Raw genomic sequence first — 21,371 nt, 5'->3', positions numbered from 1 at the left:
TTTGAAAATATTAGTTACAGGTATAGCTGGATTCATTGGTTCGCATACGGCAGAGCGTTTATTAAGTTTAGGTCACGATGTTATTGGCGTTGATAATTTTTCACCTTATTATGATGTTGAGCTAAAGCGTTTGAATTGTAAAGCTATGCTTGAACAAGGTGTAACGATATTGGAGCATGATCTCAGAGAAGACGATTTGAGTGGCGTTTTACCTCATGATGTGGATTATATTTTTCATTTCGCGGCGCAACCAGGAATATCTGTAACCTCTACATTTGAAGATTATTTCAGTAATAATATCATTGGCACCAAAAACCTGATAGATTACGCTTTGCAATGCCCAAATTTGAAGCTCTTTATAAACATAGGTACGTCTTCCATTTATGGCTTAGAAGCCACTTATCCAGAAGATAAGGCACCAAAGCCAGCATCGCATTATGGTGTTACCAAATTGGCAGCCGAGCAGTTGGTGATGCAAAAGAGTAGAGAAGGGCATATGAAAGCATGTTCTCTAAGATTATATTCAGTAATCGGTCCAAGAGAGCGTCCAGAAAAGATGTACACTAAGCTTATCGCAAATGGCTTGAACGATAAGCCGTTTCCACTATATGAAGGTAGTCAGACACACTTACGAAGCTTTACTTATGTTGGTGATATTGTTGATGGTATTGTTAGTGTTATTGGTAATGAAACCATTGTTGATGGTGAAATCTTCAATCTTGGTACAGAAGCCGAACATACTACCCAAGAAGGTATAGAAGCTGTTGAAGAAGTGTTGGGTAAGTCTATTGAAATGAATGTTGTACCTAAGCGTGCTGGAGACCAATTACGTACCAAAGCCAATATTGATAAAGCCCGCAAACTTCTCAATTATAATCCACAAACAACTTTATTGGAAAGTGTCCGCTCTCAGGTTGAGTGGTATAAAGCGAATTTTAAATAAAAAGTCGCCATACGCTAAAAAAGGATGTAATAACAGCTAAAGCCGAAATAAGAACAGCTGTAATAGACCATTTTATATATTCTCTCTTTTTCAAAAAGTATAGAGAAACGAAAAAACCGATTAATGGTAAAAAACCAAAACCGAGCCTGTAGCCATACTTCGTAAGTTCAGTTATACCAAACAGAGCCTGAGTTTTCCTACTAGCATTTTGATAAAGATTGTACAAATCATAATTGATGTAAACTGATAATAGAAGACATGTACTACTGACAACAATGATTATATTTAGAATAGTTTTTCTGTTCACTAGAGGCTCAATAAAAATTCCGCCGCAGCAAAAGGTGTCGTTTCACCAGATTCTAATAACGTAATTTGTTTCGTTAACGCAGATTTAATGTCTTTTCGATTATAGAAATTAGATTTGAGGCGATCTTCAATAGTTTGCAACAACCAGAATTTTTGCTGCTCTAAACGATGACTTTCAAAATAATCGTTGTTTTTTACCAACTCTAAATAGTCTTCAATCATATTCCAAACCGCATCAATACCATCTTGTTTTAGCGCACTACACAGTTTTACTTTAGGTTTCCAACCTGAAGCTTTTTCAGGATAAAGATGTAATGCTCTATTGAATTCAACCTTAGCATCTCTGGCACGAGCCATATTATCGCCATCTGCTTTATTAATCACAATAGCATCAGCCATTTCTATAATGCCACGTTTTATACCTTGTAGCTCATCGCCAGCACCAGCAAGTTTCAGTAGTAAAAAGAAATCTACCATACTATGTACTGCAGTTTCACTTTGTCCAACGCCAACAGTTTCAATAACAATAGTATCGTAACCAGCTGCTTCACATAGGATAATAGTTTCCCTAGTTTTTCTGGCAACACCACCAAGCGATTCACCAGAAGCAGAAGGGCGAATAAAAGCATTAGGATTCTTTACCAAATCCTCCATACGTGTTTTATCACCAAGAATACTACCCTTGCTCAATGTGCTACTTGGGTCAACAGCTAAGACAGCTACCTTCTTTTGTTGATCGGTTAGATACATTCCAAAGGCTTCAATAAAGGTGCTTTTTCCAACACCTGGAACACCAGTGATTCCAATTCTCACAGATTTGTTAGCATACGGTAAGCAGCCTTTTATAATGGTATTAGCCTTTTCTGTGTGTTTTGGATTGGTGCTTTCAACAAGAGTTATAGCTCTACTAAGTGCAGTAACATCACCATCAATAATCTGTTCAATAAGGTCCTTCGCACTAGGCTGTTTGGAACGCTTTTGTTTTATGGAAGCCGCAGAATTAGTGCTAATGATCTCAGGTTGAGACACACCATCTTGTTCTGATAATGCAGAAGGCTTATGTGATGATTTTTTAGACAAACGCTAGTTGTTTTCGTCATTGAGTTCCACTAAAGGTACAGCGATTTTTGTAGTATCCCAAGCCATTGTAAGTTTCAGTTCACCTGTAGTATTATCGAAAGCTATGGTAAATTGCTCTACAGTTGTATTCAATTCTTCCGTAGGTACAGTAATATCTACAATATCGTATTGTGGCTCGCGCATAGGTTCCATCTGCTCATTAACTCCCCAAGGATATTGTTTAGAATTAAAGAAGACCTGCCATGCTGTATCTTGTGGTTTGGTCCAAAGCGTATAATCGCCTTTTGGAAGGTAGATGCCTTCGATCATTAAATTCTTATTGGTAGAAAATGTTGTGGCTTCATTAGCGCCAGTTCTCCAAATCTTATCATAAGGAACAAGCCCACCAAAAATTTCACGACCACGTTTAGAAGGTCTATTGTAAGTCACTTCAAGACTTAAGTCATTGACTTTAATTTCTACAGAATCCTTTGGGCTAAGGGGTTTGCTAAAGATATTTTCAACAAAATAAGAATATAAAAACAGCCCAATGGCTATTAAAGAAAGTAAAATAAGGATGCGCTTCAAAAACGTGTTCATGTATGATATATATTGAGGTCGTAAAGATAATTTAATTTAGAACAACTGCTTATTTCTTAACGATGATTAACGCAATTTTGGTATTTAGAAAAAAAAATGTCTAATTTTTGCAACACTAAGATTTTTGCCTCGTCCTTATTACGAACTCAACCAATAACCAAAAGATAACTAATCGAGCATGTTTCAAGTAGAGATTGTTGAAAAATGCAAACAAAATGATCGGCAAGCGCAATTGCAATTGTACAACCAGTATTGCGATGGCATGTACATTGTAGCCAGACGATTTGTAAATGATACTATGGAAGCAGAGGACATTGTTCAGGAAGCTTTTATAAGAGCCTTTACAAAATTGGATCAGTACAAAGGAGAAGTCACTTTTGGAGCTTGGTTAAAACGTATCGTAATTAATAAAAGTATTGACTTACTGAAATCTAAAAAGCAGCATATGCAAGATTTGGAAGATGTACATCTTAAAGTAGTGGATACCGATTATGAAAACGACTGGTTAGTAGAAGATACAATAACAGTAGAGGAGGTGAAAGCTGCAATTGCTCAACTCTCAGATAAATATAAGTATGTACTTATGTTGTATTTGATTGAAGGGTACGATCACCAGGAAATCTCACAAATATTAGATATTTCTGAAGTAGCATCGCGCACTCAACTGTCTAGAGGTAAAGTAAAATTGAAGGAACTCTTAACACCACAACACAATGGCACAAGACATTAGAAAATTGTTTGAAGACGATCAAAAATTATCCAAAGAGCGCATGCCGCAAGGACATGAGGCACGCTTTCTGAAAAGGCTAGATGAAGCCCTTCCAGAAGCTGAGGATAATACGAGTGGATTCCGCTTCAATTTCATGAAAATTGCTGCAAGTATGGTTATTTTCTTAGGATTGGCTTATGGAGCTGTTACTTTCTTTGGTGATGAAAAGCCACCAGTTAAAGGCACAAATCCAGATGGTATTGTGACTAAACCAAGTGAAAAAGAAGAGCCTGAGATGAAATCACTTAGAGATGTATCGCCAGACCTCAAGAAGATTGAGGACTATTATTTGGCAAACATCAATTTTGAATTGTCCAAAATCAAGCTAACACCAGAAAACAAGGAGTTGTTTGATAGCTATGTGGAGCGTCTGGATGAGTTGAACGAAGAGTACCAATTATTATCAAAGGAATTGACAGAAGACGGTCCAAACGAGCGTACTGTAGATGCCTTGATCAATAACCTTAAGCTTCGTCTTAATCTATTGTATCGTCTAAAAGAACAATTAAAAAGCTTGAATGATTCTGAAATGAATCCAGTATCAAGCTAACAATCAAAAAACGACAAATAAAACATACTTAAAAGTAAACACATGAAAACGATAAGACTTATGTTGGCACTATGCATGGTAACCGTATTTTCGGTTAGCGCACAAAAACAACTGAGCAAGATTTCTAAATCCATTAATGTAGATAAAGATGTTACTATCGATTTGAATACGAGTTATGTTCAGATTGAAGTAGACACTTGGAACAAAAACGTAATTGAAGTTGAAGCTTATATCGAAAGCGATAAGCTTTCAAAAGAAGAACTTCAAGAAGCCTTAGAGCGTTGGGATTTGGAAGTTGAAGGTTCAGGAGATTTTGTAACAATAAAATCAAAAGGATCTAGAAATTCTTGGGACGGAAACTTTATGATTATTGATTCTGATTATGGCGATATTTTGAAAGATCTTGAGATTCAATTGGCAGATATGCCTGAGTTACCAGAATTAGAGAATTTAAAAATAGAATTTGCTGAGTTCCCTGAAATGCCAGAACTACCAGAGATGCCAGAAATGCCTGAGCTTCCTGAATTGCCAGAAGGCGTAAACTCAATTCACTTTGATTACGATAAATACAAGAAACAAGGCGAACCTTACTTAGAAAAATGGAGCAAAGAGTATGAGGAGAAGTATGGTAAAGAGTACAAGGAAGCTATGAAAAATTGGGCAAGAAAATTTGCCGAATCAGGTTTTCAAGAGAAGATGGAAAAATGGGGTGAAGAATATGGAAAAAGCTTTGAAGGCAAGTGGGCCATAGAAATGGAAGAATGGGGCAAGAAGTTTGGAGAAGAATTTGGGAAAGATTTTAGCAAGAAGATGGAGAAATGGGGCAAAGAGTTCGAAAAGCACTACGGCAAGGACTTTGAAAAGAAGATGGAGGAACGTGCAAGAATCTTAGAACAACGTTATGCCGAACAAGAAGAGCGCCTACAAGAACGCTTTGAGCAGATGGAAGAAAGACGCGAAGAGCAAAGGCAACGCATTGAAGAGCGTAGAGAAGAGCGTCAGCAAGAATTAGAAGCACGATTAGCAGAACGTGAGCAACGATTACAGCAGAGACGTGCAGCTATTGAGAGACGATTGAAAGATGGTGGCGAGAAAAACGTTAAAAAGACCATTAAGATTAAGATGCCAAAAGGGGCAAAGTTGAATCTCAATGTAAGACATGGTGAGTTAAAATTTAGTTCGGTATTCGATCTAAAAGCCAACTTATCACATTCAACCTTACTAGCAAATAGCATCGATGGAAGCGGAACTTCCATCGATGCATCTTATTCCTCTATCTTAGTAGATAACTGGAATGGAGGTACACTTAGCCTTAGCTATGTTGATGATGCTTTATTGAAGAATGTAGTAGGGTTAATGTTGAATTCTAACTCTTCAGATATAGACATAGACAAATTATCTGGGAATGCCATTATTGATGGTAGCTTTGGTGAACTAACCGTGAAAGAATTGTCTAATAACTTCAATAACTTGAATTTGATATTGGAGAATAGCGAAGCCTTTGTAAAGTTACCTAATGCAGATTATCAGCTTATCTTTAAAGGGAATCGCTCTAAGTTTAATAATGAATACACCAATACCAAAACCATTAATAGTAGTTCAAATGCTAATAAAACTATTATGGTTAATGCAAAGTTCAGTAATGTTATAATGCGATAGTTTCTTATTTTTGAAGCTAACTATCGCACACAACATTGTCATTACCAGAATTTCTACAATCTATCAGTCAAGAACCACTCAAGGTTATTGATCCTTCTATTTCTCTCAAAGATTATATTCCCTTAGATCTTTCTATCCACAATTCGGAATTACAAACTATAGATGTGTCTTCATCTTCCGAATTACAATACTATGTTTCGCAACATGTAGATAACAACAATGCTAAAGTGGCTTATGGTGGCTATTTAGAACAGCGAGGTATTTATGATCGCAGTGATTACTTCAACCAAAACAACCCTGAGACCGAACGGAATATTCATCTTGGATTAGATCTATGGATTGATGCTGGGACATCTGTACATGCTGTCTTGGATGGAACAATTCATAGCTTAAAAAACAATACTAATTATGGAGATTATGGTCCTACAATAATATTAAAGCATCAGGTAAAAAGCATTAGCTTTTACTCATTATATGGGCACCTTAGTTTAGAATCTTTAGAAGGAAAAGAAATAGGGCAGAGTGTAGTACAAGGCGAACAAATTGCTACACTCGGATTGCCAGAAGTAAATGGTGATTATCCACCGCATTTGCATTTTCAAATTATTAAAGACTTACAGGGAAATTTTGGTGATTATCCTGGAGTATCTTCAAAACAAGATTTAGACTTTTATAAAGTCAATTGTCCAGATCCTAATTTGTTATTGAAGTTGGGTTAATACGCAGGAGCTTTTTGTTGCCCTGCTCAATTATTAACAGTAACTTCGTAAGTATCCAACTTTGTAGAATGATGAGGCATTTACTTTTACTGATTGTAATTATCGTTATTAATATAAAGTTCTCTTTTGCCCAAAAAAACGATTCACTTGTTTCTAATAAAGTAGTCCAAAAAAAGCATCCTATACTAACTGATAAATTTTACTTTAATGCTGGACTGTTTTTACCATCCAAAACTGTTAAAGCAGCATTGAATGGAAGTTCGGAAAATGATCTGATTAATTTTACTGAGGCCTTTAACTTCAATCAGCAGGAGACTACATTTGCAGGAAACTTCAGTTGGCGATTCGCAAGGAAGTGGCACCTCGGTACAGAGTATTTTAGTGTCAAAAATTCTAATCGTTGGAGTATAGAAGAAGAGTTGAATTGGGAGGATGTTACCTATAGAGTTGGTGCTAGTTTGGAGGCAGGCTTTAGAATAAACATGTACAGAATATTTATTGGACACCTTATTTCCACAGGTCAAAAGCATGAGTTTGGAGGTGGCTTGGGAGTTCATGCCATGGATATCAGAACTTTTATCGAAGGTGAAGGTTATTTGGACGATGCATTAGAAGCTAGTTTTGAGCGACGAACAATAGATCTAACTGCGCCTTTACCAAACATAGGAGTTTGGTATTATTTTGCACCTAGCGACAAATGGGCATTGACCACGCGTATAGATTGGTTTGCTCTTACCATTGGAGAATATTCGGGATCCTTATGGAATATCGCTCCTGGGATTAAGTATCAAATTTTTGACAGCTTAGGTTTAAGTCTAAATTATAGATATTTCAGAACAACCGTGAAACTAGATAAGAGAAACTTTGATGGTAGATTGGATCTTATCTTTCAAGGTCCTTTGTTTACCATAAGTGGTAACTTTTAATATCCTGCAGTCGAATAATCCTTCGAGTTTTCTTCAATAACTTTTTTAAGACTTGCTAAGTTCGTTTCCTCTTGTGATTTAATAGAACTTCCCATTAAGGCAATAAAAGATTTAGAAACCGCACCATTTCCTCTACAGGTGGTATTAGAGCTAATTTTAGTCTTTCCATCTTCGGACTTCATAGTGAGTTTATAGTCCATATCCATAAAGTCTGATGTAAATAGCATAGATATAGATTCGTTTGGAACGATAGCCTTAATAGTTTCTCTAATGCTCATCTCTTGTCCATCATTAATAAAGTAAATGTCAGATACTGCACCAACAGTACCTGGGGTGCCACTTACATGTTCACTTTTTTGGAACCCTTCTAACCAACTCGCCAATTTTGTGTCATCTTGACTAACGGCCCAAGATTCGGCTAGTGGTTTGTCGACTGTTACTTCACAATCATAAGACAATTCTGATTTGAACACTCCCAAAAGGAAAAATCCAATGACTAAGAATGCTATAATACCAAGGATGTACTTTAAATATTTCATGGGTTGATTTTTAAGTTGTGTTTATGCTGAATAATAGCTACAAGATATTGTATTTCCATTAAAATCAATACTATAGTAGTAAATTTTAATATAGCAAAAGCTGTATTACCAAGTCCTAAGCGATTTGTCTTCCTCTAAGAATGCCTTTAAAGACTCGTGAATTAAGTACGTCCAACCTCCAACAAAATTCTCTCTGGCGAAATCTGGATTTGTAAAGGTTTCAAGGCCTTCATGGATGAGCTTTACTGATGTTTTTTCACCATCAGAAGATAATTCAAATGTCACATACGAGAGTCCAGGATAACCTTCATAAGTCCAAGAATATTTGAGCTTTTTGTGAGGAATCACTTCTATAACCTCACAGAGATGCATATAACGCTTATCATCCTTTCCACCTTCAAATTGAAATTTACAACCCACTTCTGGTTTAAAATCAGAAATATCGAAGTACCATTTTTTCATTAGCTCTTTTTCTGTAATTGCCCGCCATACAAGATCTAAAGGCGCATTGTACTCCTGTTCTATTATTAAAAGCTTATTATCCATAGTAATCGTATTTTATAGTTTCTATTTTGGTTTTGATTGTAACTCGTCCAATAATTCTCCTAGTTGATTAAGCTTACCAGTCCACATCTTTCTGAAAGGTTCAAGCCAGTCTGCAACTTCTGTTAACTTTTCAACGTCGAGATTGCAATGACGCTCTCGTCCTTCTTTTTTTATGGTAATGACGCCGCATTCTTGCAGATATTTAATGTGCAACGAAACCGCTTGTCTCGTCATGTCAAACTTATCTGCAAGTGCATTTACATTCTGCGATTCGCTAGTCAAGGACATTAATATGCTTCGTCTTGTAGGATCTGCTATAGCATTAAACACGTCTCTTCTCATGATCTTTTATTTAATACGCAAGTAATTACTTGCAAATATATATGAAAGTATTTGCTTGCACAAATTTTTATATAGAATAGTTAAATAGGATGCACGTAGCGTAACTAAAGCAAGATAATTGTGTTTAATTACTCTTCAGTGTAGTTATAATTTCTGAAAATGTAGTTGCTCCATCTGTTTTCAAATAATTATTCACACTACTGATTAAAGAGTCTATATTGGCTGTAGAAATATTATCCATTGCAGATTCTGCATGGGTGAGTGATGGCTCTAATCTGTAATACGTCAAACCTGCTTTTTGAAAAGATTCTAATTGACTATTTGTGACCAATTGTACAGCATCTAGGATGACATTGATGATGGTTCCGCGTCCTTTTTCAGTACCTTCTAAATCATATAGGTTGTTTATCATCCATGGTGTTTCGCTCCAATTACCTTTAGAAGGTATAGAATCTACCAAGCTTCCATAAGTATTATTGCTTATGCCCACACCAGCACCTCCATTATATAATCCAGTTCCAATAGAGATGACAATAATATCATCTAACTCCTTAGCAATACCTGTGCGCAAAGCTTCTGTAATTCCCCAAACAGCTGGGTCATTGGACATCATACCTCCATCGACAACCCATCGTTCATTAGCAGATGATCGTGGACTGTTTCCACCACCTACATTGGCGATTGGAAAATATGTTGGTGCAGAACTTGTGCCTCTAGCTGCTTCCCATGCATAATAATCATCGCCAGAAGAACTTTTGGCATCGTACCAATTAAATAAGTATGGTCCAAAATCTTTTCCTAGTACGGGGTTAGTGATAGCTCCTCCAGTGCTGTTTACAGTATAGGATGTTGTAAACATTTGTTTGGTACGAGAACTGTCTAAGCTTTTAATAAAAGATATATTATCGGTTAGTTTTATAGTGTCTCCAACCATTGACCTTAAGTATGGCTCAACACCACTTTTTCCATAATTGCTAGCATAATATGTTGCATGATAGTATGCGTTTTGCTTTACAAATATTTTGCTTCCATCTTTTTGATAGATACTTACAATTTCATCACCAGAAAAAGGCTTTCCTGTTGAGTCATTTTTAGATGTTAGCGCTACAGAAATAATACCTCCTGTAGAAGTGCCTCCAATAAGATCGAAAAGCTGATAACTAGATTTACCTAAGCTTTTTTCAATTGAATCAATAATAATGGCTGGAATAATTCCTTTGATACCACCACCATCAATAGCTAAAATGATAGTTTTGTTTGAAGCAGATGAACTCTCAATACTAACTTCGTTTTTCGCTTTAGGCTTGGTGCAAAAACTTAAAAGGGATGCACATAAAATAAGAATCGAAATATTTGCTGTAGTCTTCATAAACATTGGTTTTAAAGCATTTAGCTATATAAAATAATAGCTTTAACACAAAGTTACTTCGAATTAGAATGAAAATAGCGCGTGGAAACACCTGTTTTTAGAAAACAAAAAAACCAGATGCTTCAACATCTGGTTTTCATATTATGGATTCCTGCTTACGGAGGAATTACAGTCTTGTGTCATTCAGAAGGAGTGGTACGACTGAAGAATCTATTGAGCAGATTCTTCGCTTCTCTGTGTTCGCTCTGAATGACAAGTTAATCCTCCACCAACACCCATTCGCCTTTGGCGATTAATGGCTCGGCTTGTTTATACTTTACGGTTTTGTTCTCACCACTCATCACATGTTTTATGGTAACACGATCGTTACGACCAATTTTTGGACGCTCACGAACTATGGTTTCCACAACTTGTCGCTGTTGCTGAGATGCACCAGCACCTGCAGCTCTAGATGCTGCTGCACGCTCATCCATGTTTGGAATTTCTTCTTTAGAAGTTTCCAATTTTTCACGACGTCTTGCTCTGGCTTCTTGTATAGTGTTTTGTGTTTCGGTAGGCAATTCACCTTTAAATAAGAATGAAATTACATCTTTATTCACTTGGTCAATCATCGACTTAAACAACTCAAACGCTTCAAACTTATAAATCAATAATGGATCTTTTTGCTCATGAACGGCTAACTGAACCGATTGCTTTAATTCGTCCATTTTACGTAAGTGCGTCTTCCAGGCATCATCAACGATAGCAAGCGTAATGTTCTTTTCAAAGTCATTAATCAATTGCTTACCTCCAGTTTCGTATGCTTTTTCTAAATCTGTTACTACCTGAAGATTCTTCACGCCATCCGTAAATGGTACAACAATTCTCTTGAACTTATCACGTTGTGTTTCGTACACATTTTGAATCACTGGGAAAGCGATGTCTGCATTGCGTTGCATCTTCTCTCTATAGTGTTCAAATGCTGCTTTATAGATTTTTCCTGCGATTTCTTGAGCAGATAGTTTATTGAATTCTCCTTCAGAAATAGGAGAGCTCATAGAGAAGTAACGAATCAATTCGAATTCAAAATTCTTGAAATCACTAGTCTCTTTATTAGATTCTGCAATACCTTCAGAGGTATCGAATATCATGTTTGCTAAGTCTACTCGCAGACGCTCACCATGTAAGGCATGACGACGACGTTTGTAAACTACTTCACGTTGTGCATTCATAACATCATCATACTCTAACAGTCGCTTACGCACACCAAAGTTGTTTTCTTCAACTTTTTTCTGAGCACGTTCAATAGACTTAGAAATCATTGAATGCTGAATCACTTCGCCTTCTTTCAGTCCCATTCTGTCCATCATTTTGGCAATTCGCTCACTACCAAATAAACGCATCAAGTTATCTTCAAGAGATACATAGAACTGCGAACTACCAACATCTCCCTGACGACCAGCACGACCACGTAACTGTCTGTCTACACGACGCGAATCGTGACGTTCTGTACCTACAATGGCTAAACCACCAGCATCTTTAACTTGGTCTATTAGCTTAATATCGGTACCACGACCTGCCATGTTTGTGGCAATGGTTACCTGTCCAGGTTGACCAGCTTCGGCAACAATATCTGCTTCTTTTTTGTGCAGTTTGGCGTTAAGTACGTTGTGTGGTACTTTTCTAATGCTCAACATTTTTCCAAGAAGCTCAGAAATCTCTACTGAAGTCGTACCAATAAGTACTGGTCTTCCTGCTTTAGATAGCTCAGTAACTTCATCGATAACTGCATTATATTTTTCACGCTTGGTTTTATAGACTAAATCTTGTCTATCGTCACGTGCTATAGGTTTGTTTGTTGGAATTTCAACGACATCGAGCTTATAGATTTCCCAGAACTCACCAGCTTCGGTAACAGCTGTACCAGTCATACCCGCAAGCTTACGGTACATTCTGAAGTAGTTCTGCAGGGTTACCGTTGCGAAAGTTTGTGTAGCATCTTCAATCTTTACATTTTCTTTTGCTTCAATCGCTTGGTGTAATCCGTCACTGTAACGACGACCATCCATGATACGTCCTGTTTGCTCATCGACAATCATTACTTTGTTATCGATAACTACATACTGAATGTCTTTTTCAAATAGGGCGTAAGCTTTTAATAATTGGTTGAGTGTATGAATACGCTCAGACTTCACACTAAAATCACGGAATAATTCTTCTTTCTTTTCGGCCTCTTCTTCCTTGGATAATCCAGCGTTTTCAATCTTAGCGATCTCTGTTCCCATTTCTGGCATTACAAAGAAGTTTGGATCATCACTACCAGAGATGTATTCAACACCTTTATCGGAAAGCTCTACTTGATTGTTCTTTTCTTCGATAACATAATAAAGCTCTGCATCAACTTTTGGCATCTCTCTATTGTTATCTTGCATGTAGAAGTTCTCAGTCTTTTGAAGTAATTGCTTAACGCCTTCTTCACTTAAGAACTTAATTAATGCCTTATTCTTTGGCATACCTCTGTAGGCACGCAACAATTGGAAACCTCCTTCTTTGGTATCACCAGCAGCGATTAATTTCTTAGCTTCTGCTAAAACTCCTGTTAGGTATTTACGCTGAACGGATACTAAGTCGCTTATTTTTGGTTTTAACTCTGTGAACTCATGACGATCTCCTTGCGGAATTGGTCCAGAGATAATTAACGGCGTACGTGCATCATCTACTAATACTGAATCTACCTCATCGACAATAGCATAGTGGTGTGGACGTTGTACTAAATCATCTGGTGAATGCGCCATGTTATCACGCAGGTAATCAAAACCAAATTCGTTATTAGTTCCGTATGTGATATCTGCGTTGTAAGCTTTTTTACGTGCATCTGAATTTGGCTGGTGATAATCGATACAATCGACACTCATACCATGAAACTCAAAAATAGGAGCCATCCACGCGCTATCACGCTTTGCAAGATAATCGTTAACTGTTACAAGGTGGACACCTTTACCAGCTAGTGCATTTAGATATACTGGTAGTGTTGCCACCAAAGTTTTACCTTCACCTGTTTGCATCTCTGCAATTTTCCCTTCGTGAAGTGCAATACCACCAATAAGCTGCACATCATAGTGAATCATGTCCCAAGTGATGTCTTTCCCAGCAGCATCCCAAGAGTTGGCCCAGATTGCTTTGTCATTATCTAGGGTTACGTAAGCTTTGTCACCAGATAGTTCTCTATCGAAAGTATTTGCAGTTACTGTAATTTCTGTATTGTGAACAAAGCGTTTCGCAGTTTCTTTAACGACTGCAAAGGCTTCTGGTAAGATATCATTTAAAACCTCTTCTGTAACTTTAAAAACGTCATCTTCAATGCGGTCTATTTCTAGATAGATATCTTCTCTTTCGTCAATATCTTCGGTAGTTTCAGCTTTGGTTTTTAAGCTTTCAATTTCGTCATATAGAGGTTTGCGTGCCTCAGCAATCTTTGCTTTGAATTCGTCTGTTTTGGCGCGAAGGTCATCATGTGATAGTGCCTCAAGAACAGATTCAAAGGATTTAATTTTTTCTACCATTGGCATGATGGCTTTGACATCCTGTTTGGATTTGTCGCCAACGAATACCTTTAGTACGGAATTTAATAAACTCATGTGTTTATATTTTATGTTTTGCTGAAGTTGATCTCAGCATATATTTTGGTTTTTGAGATGTCTCGACTGCGCTCGACATGACAGTAGTTGTCATTCTGAGTTTAGCGAAGAATCTTTGTTTTTTGATCTTTGAGAATCTAAGTTCCCAAAGATACGGTTTGTGTTAGGTTTGTAAAACCAGAGTCACAAAAAAAAGTCCCAAATATGAGACTTTTTAACTATTCTTTTTGATTTTATTTAATATTCGTCCTCATTCCAGAGGTAATCTTCATCTGTTGGATAATCTGACCAAATTTCTTCGATCGAATCGTAAGAATCGCCTTCATCTTCAATAGCCTGTAAGTTTTCTACAACTTCTAGAGGCGCTCCAGTTCTAATAGCGTAATCTATTAATTCGTCCTTTGTTGCTGGCCAAGGTGCATCGCTTAAATAGGATGCCAGTTCTAAAGTCCAATACATTTTTTAGGTGTTTAATTTTTTGCAAAAATAAATTTTTAGTTCAAAAAGTCAAGAAAAAAATGAATTAATTCATCATTAAGAAAAAGAGCGCGTTATTTTCTCTCTCACATATAGTGTTTAAACGGGTTTAGAGAAAACTCATATTCGCTGAAAAATACTTAAGATTCCTTTTTAGGGATCCACTTTATTTCTTCGGCTTGCAAGTCGTAGGACAACTTCCGTGCCAAGACAAAAAGATAGTCAGAGAGTCGGTTGAGATACATTAATGTCTCTTCTTGGAAAGGCTCTAAATCATTGAGAGCAGAGGCTAATCGCTCAGCACGTCTGCATACGCATCTGGCTATATGACAGAATGACACCGTTTGGTGACCTCCTGGTAAAACAAAGTGCGTCATTGGTGGCAATTCTGCATTCATTGCATCCATCTCACGCTCTAAGACTTCAATATCTGCTTTGGATATTTTTGGAATGTTAAGACGTTCTTTGCCACTTTTTAGGATGGCTTTCTCAGGATCTGTAGCCAATATTGCGCCAACTGTAAATAACCGATCTTGTACTTCAATAAGGATATTTTTGTAGAGTTGGTTAATATCTTGGTCTCTTATGAGTCCTATGTGAGAATTCAATTCATCCACTGTCCCATAACTGTCTATTCGTATGTGGTGCTTTGGTACTCTTGTGCCTCCAAAGAGTGCAGTTGTACCTTTATCGCCTGTTTTAGTGTAGATTTTCATACTTATCTTCTAAATCTATTTTTAGCGTCCTTTATTTTCTTTTTTCTTTTGTAATTATCTTCGAACGTTTTTCTTCTTCGCTTTGGAGTTCCAACAAATAGTCCTGTTAAAATAAATCCTATTACTATTAACCAGAAAAGCATATAAATATGTTTGTTGCTAAATTACAATCTTATTTTAAAATGTTCTTTGGCTTGTTCTGTTCTGAAAAAAACCAATCCCCAAAAAAATGTATCTACTGTAACCGTAACTTCTGGGTGTTGTTTTATTGTTTCCCAGGCTTCGGTCATGCCTTTGGACCAATAGATGTCATCGAAAATAAAAAGTGTATTGTTGTGTGCTTTTGGTAATAATGCTTCAAAATATTCTAGAGTGGCTTCTTTGTTATGATGACCATCAAAGAAAATAATATCGAAAGTGTCTTCGCTTAGTGTGGGAATTACGTTTTTAAAATGACCATCCAAGAATATCACATTTTTAACGCCTTCAGATGATAAACTAGATTCTGTAAACTTAGAGGTGTTTGGACAACCTTCTATTGTAGTGATGCTACTCTCTGGATTTCCCAATGCCATAGCATGAGTGGCAACGCCAAGAGAGGTGCCTAGTTCTAGAACATTATTTGGTTTGAAGTAATTGTGCAAACGATACATAAGGTACATGCTCTTGTCTAAGCTTGCAGATGTTTTAGCAATGTTTTGAACAATTCGGGTGCTTGTTTTAAAAGCTTTAGAGCCTTCACCTAAATCCGTGACGTCTATTTTTGCTTCTGACTTTAAGAGTTTTGCCTTATAGTTTTTTAAGCGTTTGTAGCCTTCATATTGTTTCTTATCATAAAAGCATTTGGTTACTAAATCGTATACAAAAGGAGAATGCACACCATGTTGGTTGGTTGATATGAATTTGAACTTTATATATTGAAGTAATTGATACATTTAGTCTTCTAATTTTTCTGATAGTTCGAACCAACGCGCTTCTTTTGTTTCTATATCATTGATGATACCTTGTAGCTCATCAGAAAGTGTGTTAATCTCTTCTTGAGATAAATCGACGTTGTTGAATTGTGCTTCCAAAGCTTTCTTGTCGAGTTCAAGAGAGCGTATTTTACTTTCCAGATTTTTGAGTTCTTTTTGTTCGTTGTATGAAAGTTTCTCAGCTTTATTTGATGCTACAGACTCAGTTTCTTTCTTTTTTGGTTGTGTTGTTCTGGGTTGACTAAACTCATAAGTTCGATAGTCTGAATAATTTCCGGGGAAATCCGAAACTTTTCCTTCTCCTTCAAAGACAAACAAATGATCCACGATTTTATCCATAAAATAACGATCGTGAGATACGACGATAAGACAACCAGGGAAGTCAAGTAAAAAGTTTTCTAAAACATTTAGTGTTACTACATCTAGATCATTGGTAGGCTCATCGAGAATTAAAAAGTTTGGGTTTTGTATAAGAACTGTACAGAGGTATAAACGTTTACGCTCGCCACCACTTAGTTTTTCAACAAAGTCATACTGTTTTTTTCTGCTGAAAAGGAATCGCTCCAACAATTGCTGTGCACTGATTTGACGTCCTTTAGCCAATGGTATGTAATCTCCAAATTCCCTAACTACATCAATTACTTTTTGCTGAGGTTTTATCTCAATGCCATTTTGAGTATAGTATCCAAATTTTACTGTCTCTCCAATAACTATTTTTCCCATATCTACAGGTATACTCTGAGTGAGCATATTTAGAAAAGTAGACTTTCCTGTACCGTTTTTACCAATGACACCAACACGTTCTCCTTTCTTGAAAACGTAATCGAAGTTTTTAATTAATATTTTATCACCAAAACTTTTTGAAACATTATGTAACTCAACAATTTTACTGCCAAGGCGCTCCATATTGATTTCTAATTGAATCTGATGTTGTTTTCGTTTTTGATGGGCTCTGGACTTTATCTCATGAAAATCATCGATCCTCGATTTGGATTTGGTAGTTCTAGCTTTTGGTTGCCGACGCATCCATTCGAGTTCTTTTTTATAGAGCTGTTTGGCTTTTCCGACTTCTACGGCTTCAAGTGTAATACGAGCTTCCTTTTTTTCTAAGTAATAGGAATAGTTGCCTTTGTAAGAGTATAGCAAGCCTTCATCTAGTTCAATAATTTCATTACAAACACGCTCCAAGAAGTAACGGTCGTGCGTTACCATAAATAAGGTTAGTTGTTCTTTTTTAAAATAATCCTCTAGCCATTCAATCATTTCTAAATCCAGATGGTTGGTAGGCTCATCCAAAATGAGGAGGTCAGGATTCTTTATTAAAGCTTGTGCTAAGGCTAAACGCTTTTTTTGACCACCAGAAAGCGATTGTACTTTTTGGGAAAGGTCTTCTAATTTTAATTTTGAAAGAATCTGCTTGTATTGCGTTTCAAATTCCCAGGCATTCATTCTATCCATAGCTTCAAAAGCAGCTTGATATGCCTCAGAGTCTTCTGGATTTAAAAGCGCTTGCTCATAGTTGTGAATTACTTTCAGTATGGGAAGATCAGCACTGAGAATAGTATTTTCTATAGTTTTAGAACCATCTAAATCTGGTTCTTGAGATAGAAACGCAACTTCAAGACCATTGCGATAAATGACTTGCCCAGAATCTGGTTGATCTTTTCCGGATAGAATATTTAAAATTGAAGTCTTTCCACTACCATTTTTTGCAACAAAGGCAATCTTTTGGTCTTTGTGAATACTGAATGAAATATTCTCGAAGAGTACCAACTCTCCGTAAGATTTTGATATATGTTCGACCGTTAGATAATTCACACTCATTTTTTGCAAATAACGGAAATAAACTAAAAACCCAATCTTAAGTTTTTATATTATTTAGGTTACGTTATATTTGTGACAATAACTTGCATATATGACTCGCGCTTTAATCTTTGTATTCTTCGTTTTTGGTGTTTTTTTAACATCGTGTATTCCACATAAAGATCAAGTCTATTATCAAAACAAGCAAGCGGCTATCGATTCTTTACAAGTAATTAAAGAACAACAGAAGCCGTACCGTATTCAGATAAATGACATTTTGAGTATACGCGTAAAGGCATTGGATCAAAATACGGTTCAGATTCTGAATCCTATTGGAGAAGGAAACCTCAATGCAGATTCTAATGAACGCGCATATTATGATGGGTTTACTGTAGACCTTCACGGAAACATTAGAGTACCTACGCTTGGTAAGATTAATGTCCTTGGTTATACTACAGAAGAAGTGCAGGATATCATTGAAAAACGTCTTTTGGATGAACAGTTTAAAGAGACCGCAAATATTTTTGTAACTGTAAAACTATCTGGATTGCGATATACTGCTAGTGGAGAAATTGGTAATCCAGGATCTAAAGTGGTATATACAGAGCGATTAAATATTTATGAAGCAATTGCTAATGCTGGGGAAATACCTGTGACAGGAGATAAGAAAGATGTTTTAGTGATACGACAGTATCCTCAGGGACAGAAAATACATCATTTGGATTTAACTGATGTTGATGTTATGAATTCTCCATACTATTACATTCAGCCCAATGATGTTATTTATGTAAAACCTGTGAAGCAAAAATCTTGGGGAACAGGTACAAATGCTAGAGAACTATTGACAACAATAGTAACAGTAGCATCACTAGTCACAACAACAATATTACTTGTAGATAGACTTTAACGTATGTCACAGTTAGAACAAGACATAGAAGCAGGTGAATCAGGAAGGTTAACCTTTGACTTTAGAGGGTTTTTATTTAAAGCTCTAAACCTTTGGAAACTTGTACTGTTTAGTATAGGGCTTTCTTTGATTGTTGCGTATTGGATTAACGTTAGGAAACCCAATGTCTATCGTTTAAACTCTCTCATTTCTATTGAGAATGATCAAAACCCGTTTTTTACCGCAAACACTAGTATCTCCTTTAATTGGGGTGGTGTGTCTGGAAAAGTAGGTAAGATCATGACTTCTCTAAATACTAGAAGCCATAATGAATTGGTTGTGGATTCTCTAGAATATTTTATGCAATATTTAGTTGAAGGGAAGTACAGGAAAGAAGATATTTATAAGAGTGCACCATTTACAGTAGAAATTGATAGAGGTAGAGGGCAAATACTAAATTACCCGATAGCTATAAACTTTTTGGGAGGTGACCAATTTGAAGTTATTGCTAATTTTAATGGAACATCGGTTCCTGTACAGCGCTATCTGGATAAGAAAAAATATAGGGTACGAGTTGAAGCCAAAGAATATAAAAACACGTATAAATCCAACGATACTATCCAACTGCCATTCTTTAACGGCGTTCTAAAATTTAAAGAAGACAACCCTCCGAGTAAAGGACAAACATTCTTTGTTAACTTCCTCAATTTCGATGGTGTTGTTTACGGTTATAGTAGAGCTGTAAAATCAGCTCCTTATAGCTCTAATTCAGCTTCGATTCTTAAACTGGCGCTTTCAGGTTCAAACAAATCAAAAATTGTAGACTACCTCAATGCCACTGCAGATGTTTTGAGTAGAACAGAACTCAAACGAAAGAACTTATATGCTACAAATACCATAAAGTTTATTGATAGTACGCTTCAAAGTGTAGGTAGTGATTTGCAATCTGTCAATGATGAGATGAATGATTTTATAAAGAAAAATAAAGCATTCAATATCGATGAAGAGGCTAGTAAAATATCGGAACGCTTAAAGACTTTTGACTTAAAAAAGGAAGAAGAAACCACAAAGTTGAATTACCTGAACTCTTTAGAGGATTACTTAAATACAAAGACGAATTATACCAATATAGCAGCGCCAACCTCAGTTGGAATCAATGAAACGAATATCATAAATGGTGTTAGTAAGATTATATCATTATCCATAGAAAGACAGAATCTTGAGTATACCACTAAGGAAGGAAGTGTTTTGTTCAAAAAATTGGATAGTCAGATTGATTCTGAAAAGAATGTTCTACTAGAGACTATTGACGCTACAAGAAATACGATAAGATCTCAAATGATCTCTATAAATCGTAACATCGCTAATTTGGAGCAAGACTTAAGTGAACTTCCTGAAGATCAACAGCAGTATTTAAAGATTCAGCGTAAGATGGATATCAGCCAAGAAGCTTATGATGTCTATATGGCTAAACGAAGCGAAGCTGCTATTGTTAAGGCTGCAAATGTTTCTGATATCGTAGTTATCGACGAAGCAAAAGATATAGGCAATCCTCCGATAGGACCTAATAAGTCTTTGAATTACATCATGGCTTTGATGATTGGGTTCTTCCTGCCAATGTTTATCATTTTTGTCATCTACTTATTAGATAATACAATCCACGGTTCTGATGAAGTAGAGCAACTTTCTAAAATTCCAATCTTAGGGCTAATAGGTAAGTATAACTATAAAAATAATCTGGTTGTTTATGAAAAACCTAGATCAGCAGTAGCGGAATCTTTCCGTTCTATAAGGTCTAGCTTACAATTCATATATAAAAATCAGGAAGGAAGTAATGGCGGAAACACATTGATGATTACATCATCGGTGAGTGGTGAAGGAAAAACGTTTTGCTCTATTAATATTGCCACTGTGTATGCCATTTCGGGTAAGAAAACAATCTTACTTGGTTTAGACTTACGTAAGCCTAAAATATTTGGCGATTTTAATATTACCAATGACAAAGGAATTGTCAATTACTTCATTAATGAAAACACCTTAGATGAGGTAAAGCATTCAACGCATATTGAAAATCTTGATATTATACCTTCGGGACCAGTTCCTCCAAACCCTTCAGAGCTCTTGATGAGTGATAAAATGGCGAATCTAATTGAAGTTTTAAGAGAGGAATATGAGATGATAATACTAGATACACCACCACTAGGATTGGTTACTGACGCTCTAGAATTGGCTCAATATGCAGATGCCTCAATTTTTATGGTTCGCTTAGATTACACTAAAAAAGGAATGTTATCATTAATAAATGCTAAGTATAGGGCAGGTGAAATCAAAAACATCAGTTTTGTTTTGAACTTCTATAAGCATAAGACAAATCATAACTATGGATACGGTTATGGTTACGGATATGGCTATGGTTATGGCTACGGAGTTTATGGTAATGCTTATCATGAGAAAGATGGAACCTCATGGTTTAAAAGTGTGAAGAGGTTCTTTAAGCGATAATTAGTTTTATATGAAGGGTATAGTGCCAAATCAATGGCTTAAAGGCTTCTCAAATAAGTACTCACGAAT

The 21,371-nt window shown here is 36.3% G+C and carries 19 protein-coding genes; 8 read left to right on the top strand and 11 right to left on the bottom strand.

Translation table 11 applies throughout. The features are described from left to right. Position 1 precedes the first annotated feature (1 nt). On the top strand, positions 2 to 943 hold the full coding sequence (locus NCE97_RS05610) for an NAD-dependent epimerase/dehydratase family protein (protein WP_353777961.1): 942 nt from the start codon (positions 2 to 4) through the stop codon (positions 941 to 943). 306 nt (positions 944 to 1,249) lie between these two features. Here NCE97_RS05610 and meaB read toward each other — a convergent pair whose 3' ends face one another. Both meaB and NCE97_RS05600 read right to left on the bottom strand, forming a co-directional pair. Further along, positions 1,250 to 2,329, bottom strand: a complete 1,080-nt coding sequence (gene meaB, locus NCE97_RS05605) for a methylmalonyl Co-A mutase-associated GTPase MeaB (RefSeq protein ID WP_353777960.1) — start codon at positions 2,327 to 2,329, stop codon at positions 1,250 to 1,252. A gap of 3 nt (positions 2,330 to 2,332) precedes the next feature. After that, complete coding sequence (locus NCE97_RS05600; protein ID WP_353777959.1) at positions 2,333 to 2,908, bottom strand: DUF2911 domain-containing protein; 576 nt, start codon at positions 2,906 to 2,908, stop codon at positions 2,333 to 2,335. A 178-nt stretch (positions 2,909 to 3,086) separates the two neighbouring features. Here NCE97_RS05600 and NCE97_RS05595 point away from each other — a divergent pair, with 178 nt between their 5' ends. From NCE97_RS05595 to NCE97_RS05575, 5 genes are all read left to right on the top strand, one after another. Next, positions 3,087 to 3,638, top strand: a complete 552-nt coding sequence (locus NCE97_RS05595; RefSeq protein WP_353777958.1) for an RNA polymerase sigma factor — start codon at positions 3,087 to 3,089, stop codon at positions 3,636 to 3,638. Next, on the top strand, positions 3,622 to 4,227 hold the full coding sequence (locus tag NCE97_RS05590; RefSeq protein ID WP_353777957.1) for a hypothetical protein: 606 nt from the start codon (positions 3,622 to 3,624) through the stop codon (positions 4,225 to 4,227). Before NCE97_RS05595 ends, NCE97_RS05590 begins: the two co-directional genes overlap by 17 nt. Before the next feature lie 42 nt (positions 4,228 to 4,269). Next, positions 4,270 to 5,886, top strand: coding sequence for a hypothetical protein (locus NCE97_RS05585; RefSeq protein ID WP_353777956.1), 1,617 nt, complete (start codon positions 4,270 to 4,272; stop codon positions 5,884 to 5,886). A 35-nt stretch (positions 5,887 to 5,921) separates the two neighbouring features. Continuing rightward, a complete protein-coding gene (locus NCE97_RS05580) occupies positions 5,922 to 6,605 on the top strand; it encodes a peptidoglycan DD-metalloendopeptidase family protein (RefSeq protein ID WP_353777955.1) in 684 nt (227 codons plus the stop codon). Positions 6,606 to 6,673: 68 nt separating this feature from the next. Then, positions 6,674 to 7,531, top strand: a complete 858-nt coding sequence (locus tag NCE97_RS05575; protein WP_353777954.1) for a hypothetical protein — start codon at positions 6,674 to 6,676, stop codon at positions 7,529 to 7,531. On the opposite strand, the gene NCE97_RS05570 is transcribed toward NCE97_RS05575, so the two are convergent. The 9 genes from NCE97_RS05570 to NCE97_RS05530 form a co-directional block, all read right to left on the bottom strand. Next, complete coding sequence (locus NCE97_RS05570; protein ID WP_353777953.1) at positions 7,528 to 8,070, bottom strand: SRPBCC family protein; 543 nt, start codon at positions 8,068 to 8,070, stop codon at positions 7,528 to 7,530. The two genes, NCE97_RS05575 and NCE97_RS05570, sit on opposite strands and share 4 nt — an antisense overlap. Before the next feature lie 105 nt (positions 8,071 to 8,175). Continuing rightward, on the bottom strand, positions 8,176 to 8,616 hold the full coding sequence (locus NCE97_RS05565; protein WP_353777952.1) for an SRPBCC family protein: 441 nt from the start codon (positions 8,614 to 8,616) through the stop codon (positions 8,176 to 8,178). A 21-nt stretch (positions 8,617 to 8,637) separates the two neighbouring features. Next, positions 8,638 to 8,958: an ArsR/SmtB family transcription factor gene (locus NCE97_RS05560; protein ID WP_353777950.1), complete on the bottom strand. Its 321-nt coding sequence runs from the start codon at positions 8,956 to 8,958 to the stop codon at positions 8,638 to 8,640. A 124-nt stretch (positions 8,959 to 9,082) separates the two neighbouring features. Further along, positions 9,083 to 10,327 (bottom strand): patatin-like phospholipase family protein, encoded by a 1,245-nt coding sequence (locus NCE97_RS05555; RefSeq protein WP_353777949.1) that lies wholly within the window; start codon positions 10,325 to 10,327, stop codon positions 9,083 to 9,085. A 257-nt stretch (positions 10,328 to 10,584) separates the two neighbouring features. Continuing rightward, the gene (gene secA / locus NCE97_RS05550; protein ID WP_353777948.1) at positions 10,585 to 13,944 is read right to left on the bottom strand and encodes a preprotein translocase subunit SecA; all 3,360 of its coding nucleotides are present in this window, start codon (positions 13,942 to 13,944) and stop codon (positions 10,585 to 10,587) included. Positions 13,945 to 14,181: 237 nt separating this feature from the next. Then, positions 14,182 to 14,403 carry a DUF2795 domain-containing protein gene (locus tag NCE97_RS05545; protein ID WP_010177336.1) on the bottom strand — a complete coding sequence of 74 codons (222 nt, stop codon included), beginning with the start codon at positions 14,401 to 14,403 and terminating at the stop codon, positions 14,182 to 14,184. Positions 14,404 to 14,561: 158 nt separating this feature from the next. After that, entirely contained in the window at positions 14,562 to 15,137 is a 576-nt protein-coding gene (locus NCE97_RS05540) for a cob(I)yrinic acid a,c-diamide adenosyltransferase (RefSeq protein WP_353777947.1), read from the bottom strand. A gap of 164 nt (positions 15,138 to 15,301) precedes the next feature. Then, positions 15,302 to 16,072: an O-methyltransferase gene (locus tag NCE97_RS05535; RefSeq protein ID WP_353777946.1), complete on the bottom strand. Its 771-nt coding sequence runs from the start codon at positions 16,070 to 16,072 to the stop codon at positions 15,302 to 15,304. Continuing rightward, positions 16,073 to 17,929 (bottom strand): ABC-F family ATP-binding cassette domain-containing protein, encoded by a 1,857-nt coding sequence (locus NCE97_RS05530; RefSeq protein WP_353778268.1) that lies wholly within the window; start codon positions 17,927 to 17,929, stop codon positions 16,073 to 16,075. A gap of 97 nt (positions 17,930 to 18,026) precedes the next feature. On the opposite strand from NCE97_RS05530, the gene NCE97_RS05525 reads away from it, so the two are divergent. Together NCE97_RS05525 and NCE97_RS05520 are read left to right on the top strand one after the other, a co-directional pair. Beyond that, positions 18,027 to 18,821, top strand: a complete 795-nt coding sequence (locus tag NCE97_RS05525) for a polysaccharide biosynthesis/export family protein (protein WP_353777945.1) — start codon at positions 18,027 to 18,029, stop codon at positions 18,819 to 18,821. A 3-nt stretch (positions 18,822 to 18,824) separates the two neighbouring features. After that, complete coding sequence (locus tag NCE97_RS05520) at positions 18,825 to 21,302, top strand: polysaccharide biosynthesis tyrosine autokinase (RefSeq protein WP_353777944.1); 2,478 nt, start codon at positions 18,825 to 18,827, stop codon at positions 21,300 to 21,302. The last annotated feature ends 69 nt before the right edge of the window (positions 21,303 to 21,371 follow it).

The sequence above is a fragment of the Winogradskyella sp. 3972H.M.0a.05 genome (genome assembly GCF_040493455.1).
In the GTDB taxonomy this organism is placed as follows: Bacteria; Bacteroidota; Bacteroidia; order Flavobacteriales; family Flavobacteriaceae; genus Microcosmobacter.
The sequence above is the reverse complement of the archived record's forward strand: the minus strand, read 5'-3'. Positions and strand labels throughout refer to the sequence as shown.

Coding starts and splice junctions, on each gene's coding strand:
- NCE97_RS05575 (WP_353777954.1), top strand. CDS start 6,674: ATGATGAGGCATTTACTTTTACTGATTGTAATTATCGTTATTAATATA.
- secA (WP_353777948.1), bottom strand. CDS start 13,944: ATGAGTTTATTAAATTCCGTACTAAAGGTATTCGTTGGCGACAAATCC.
- NCE97_RS05555 (WP_353777949.1), bottom strand. CDS start 10,327: ATGAAGACTACAGCAAATATTTCGATTCTTATTTTATGTGCATCCCTT.
- NCE97_RS05590 (WP_353777957.1), top strand. CDS start 3,622: ATGGCACAAGACATTAGAAAATTGTTTGAAGACGATCAAAAATTATCC.
- NCE97_RS05595 (WP_353777958.1), top strand. CDS start 3,087: ATGTTTCAAGTAGAGATTGTTGAAAAATGCAAACAAAATGATCGGCAA.
- NCE97_RS05600 (WP_353777959.1), bottom strand. CDS start 2,908: ATGAACACGTTTTTGAAGCGCATCCTTATTTTACTTTCTTTAATAGCC.
- NCE97_RS05535 (WP_353777946.1), bottom strand. CDS start 16,072: ATGTATCAATTACTTCAATATATAAAGTTCAAATTCATATCAACCAAC.
- NCE97_RS05520 (WP_353777944.1), top strand. CDS start 18,825: ATGTCACAGTTAGAACAAGACATAGAAGCAGGTGAATCAGGAAGGTTA.
- NCE97_RS05570 (WP_353777953.1), bottom strand. CDS start 8,070: ATGAAATATTTAAAGTACATCCTTGGTATTATAGCATTCTTAGTCATT.
- NCE97_RS05585 (WP_353777956.1), top strand. CDS start 4,270: ATGAAAACGATAAGACTTATGTTGGCACTATGCATGGTAACCGTATTT.
- NCE97_RS05540 (WP_353777947.1), bottom strand. CDS start 15,137: ATGAAAATCTACACTAAAACAGGCGATAAAGGTACAACTGCACTCTTT.
- NCE97_RS05545 (WP_010177336.1), bottom strand. CDS start 14,403: ATGTATTGGACTTTAGAACTGGCATCCTATTTAAGCGATGCACCTTGG.
- NCE97_RS05525 (WP_353777945.1), top strand. CDS start 18,027: ATGACTCGCGCTTTAATCTTTGTATTCTTCGTTTTTGGTGTTTTTTTA.
- NCE97_RS05565 (WP_353777952.1), bottom strand. CDS start 8,616: ATGGATAATAAGCTTTTAATAATAGAACAGGAGTACAATGCGCCTTTA.
- NCE97_RS05560 (WP_353777950.1), bottom strand. CDS start 8,958: ATGAGAAGAGACGTGTTTAATGCTATAGCAGATCCTACAAGACGAAGC.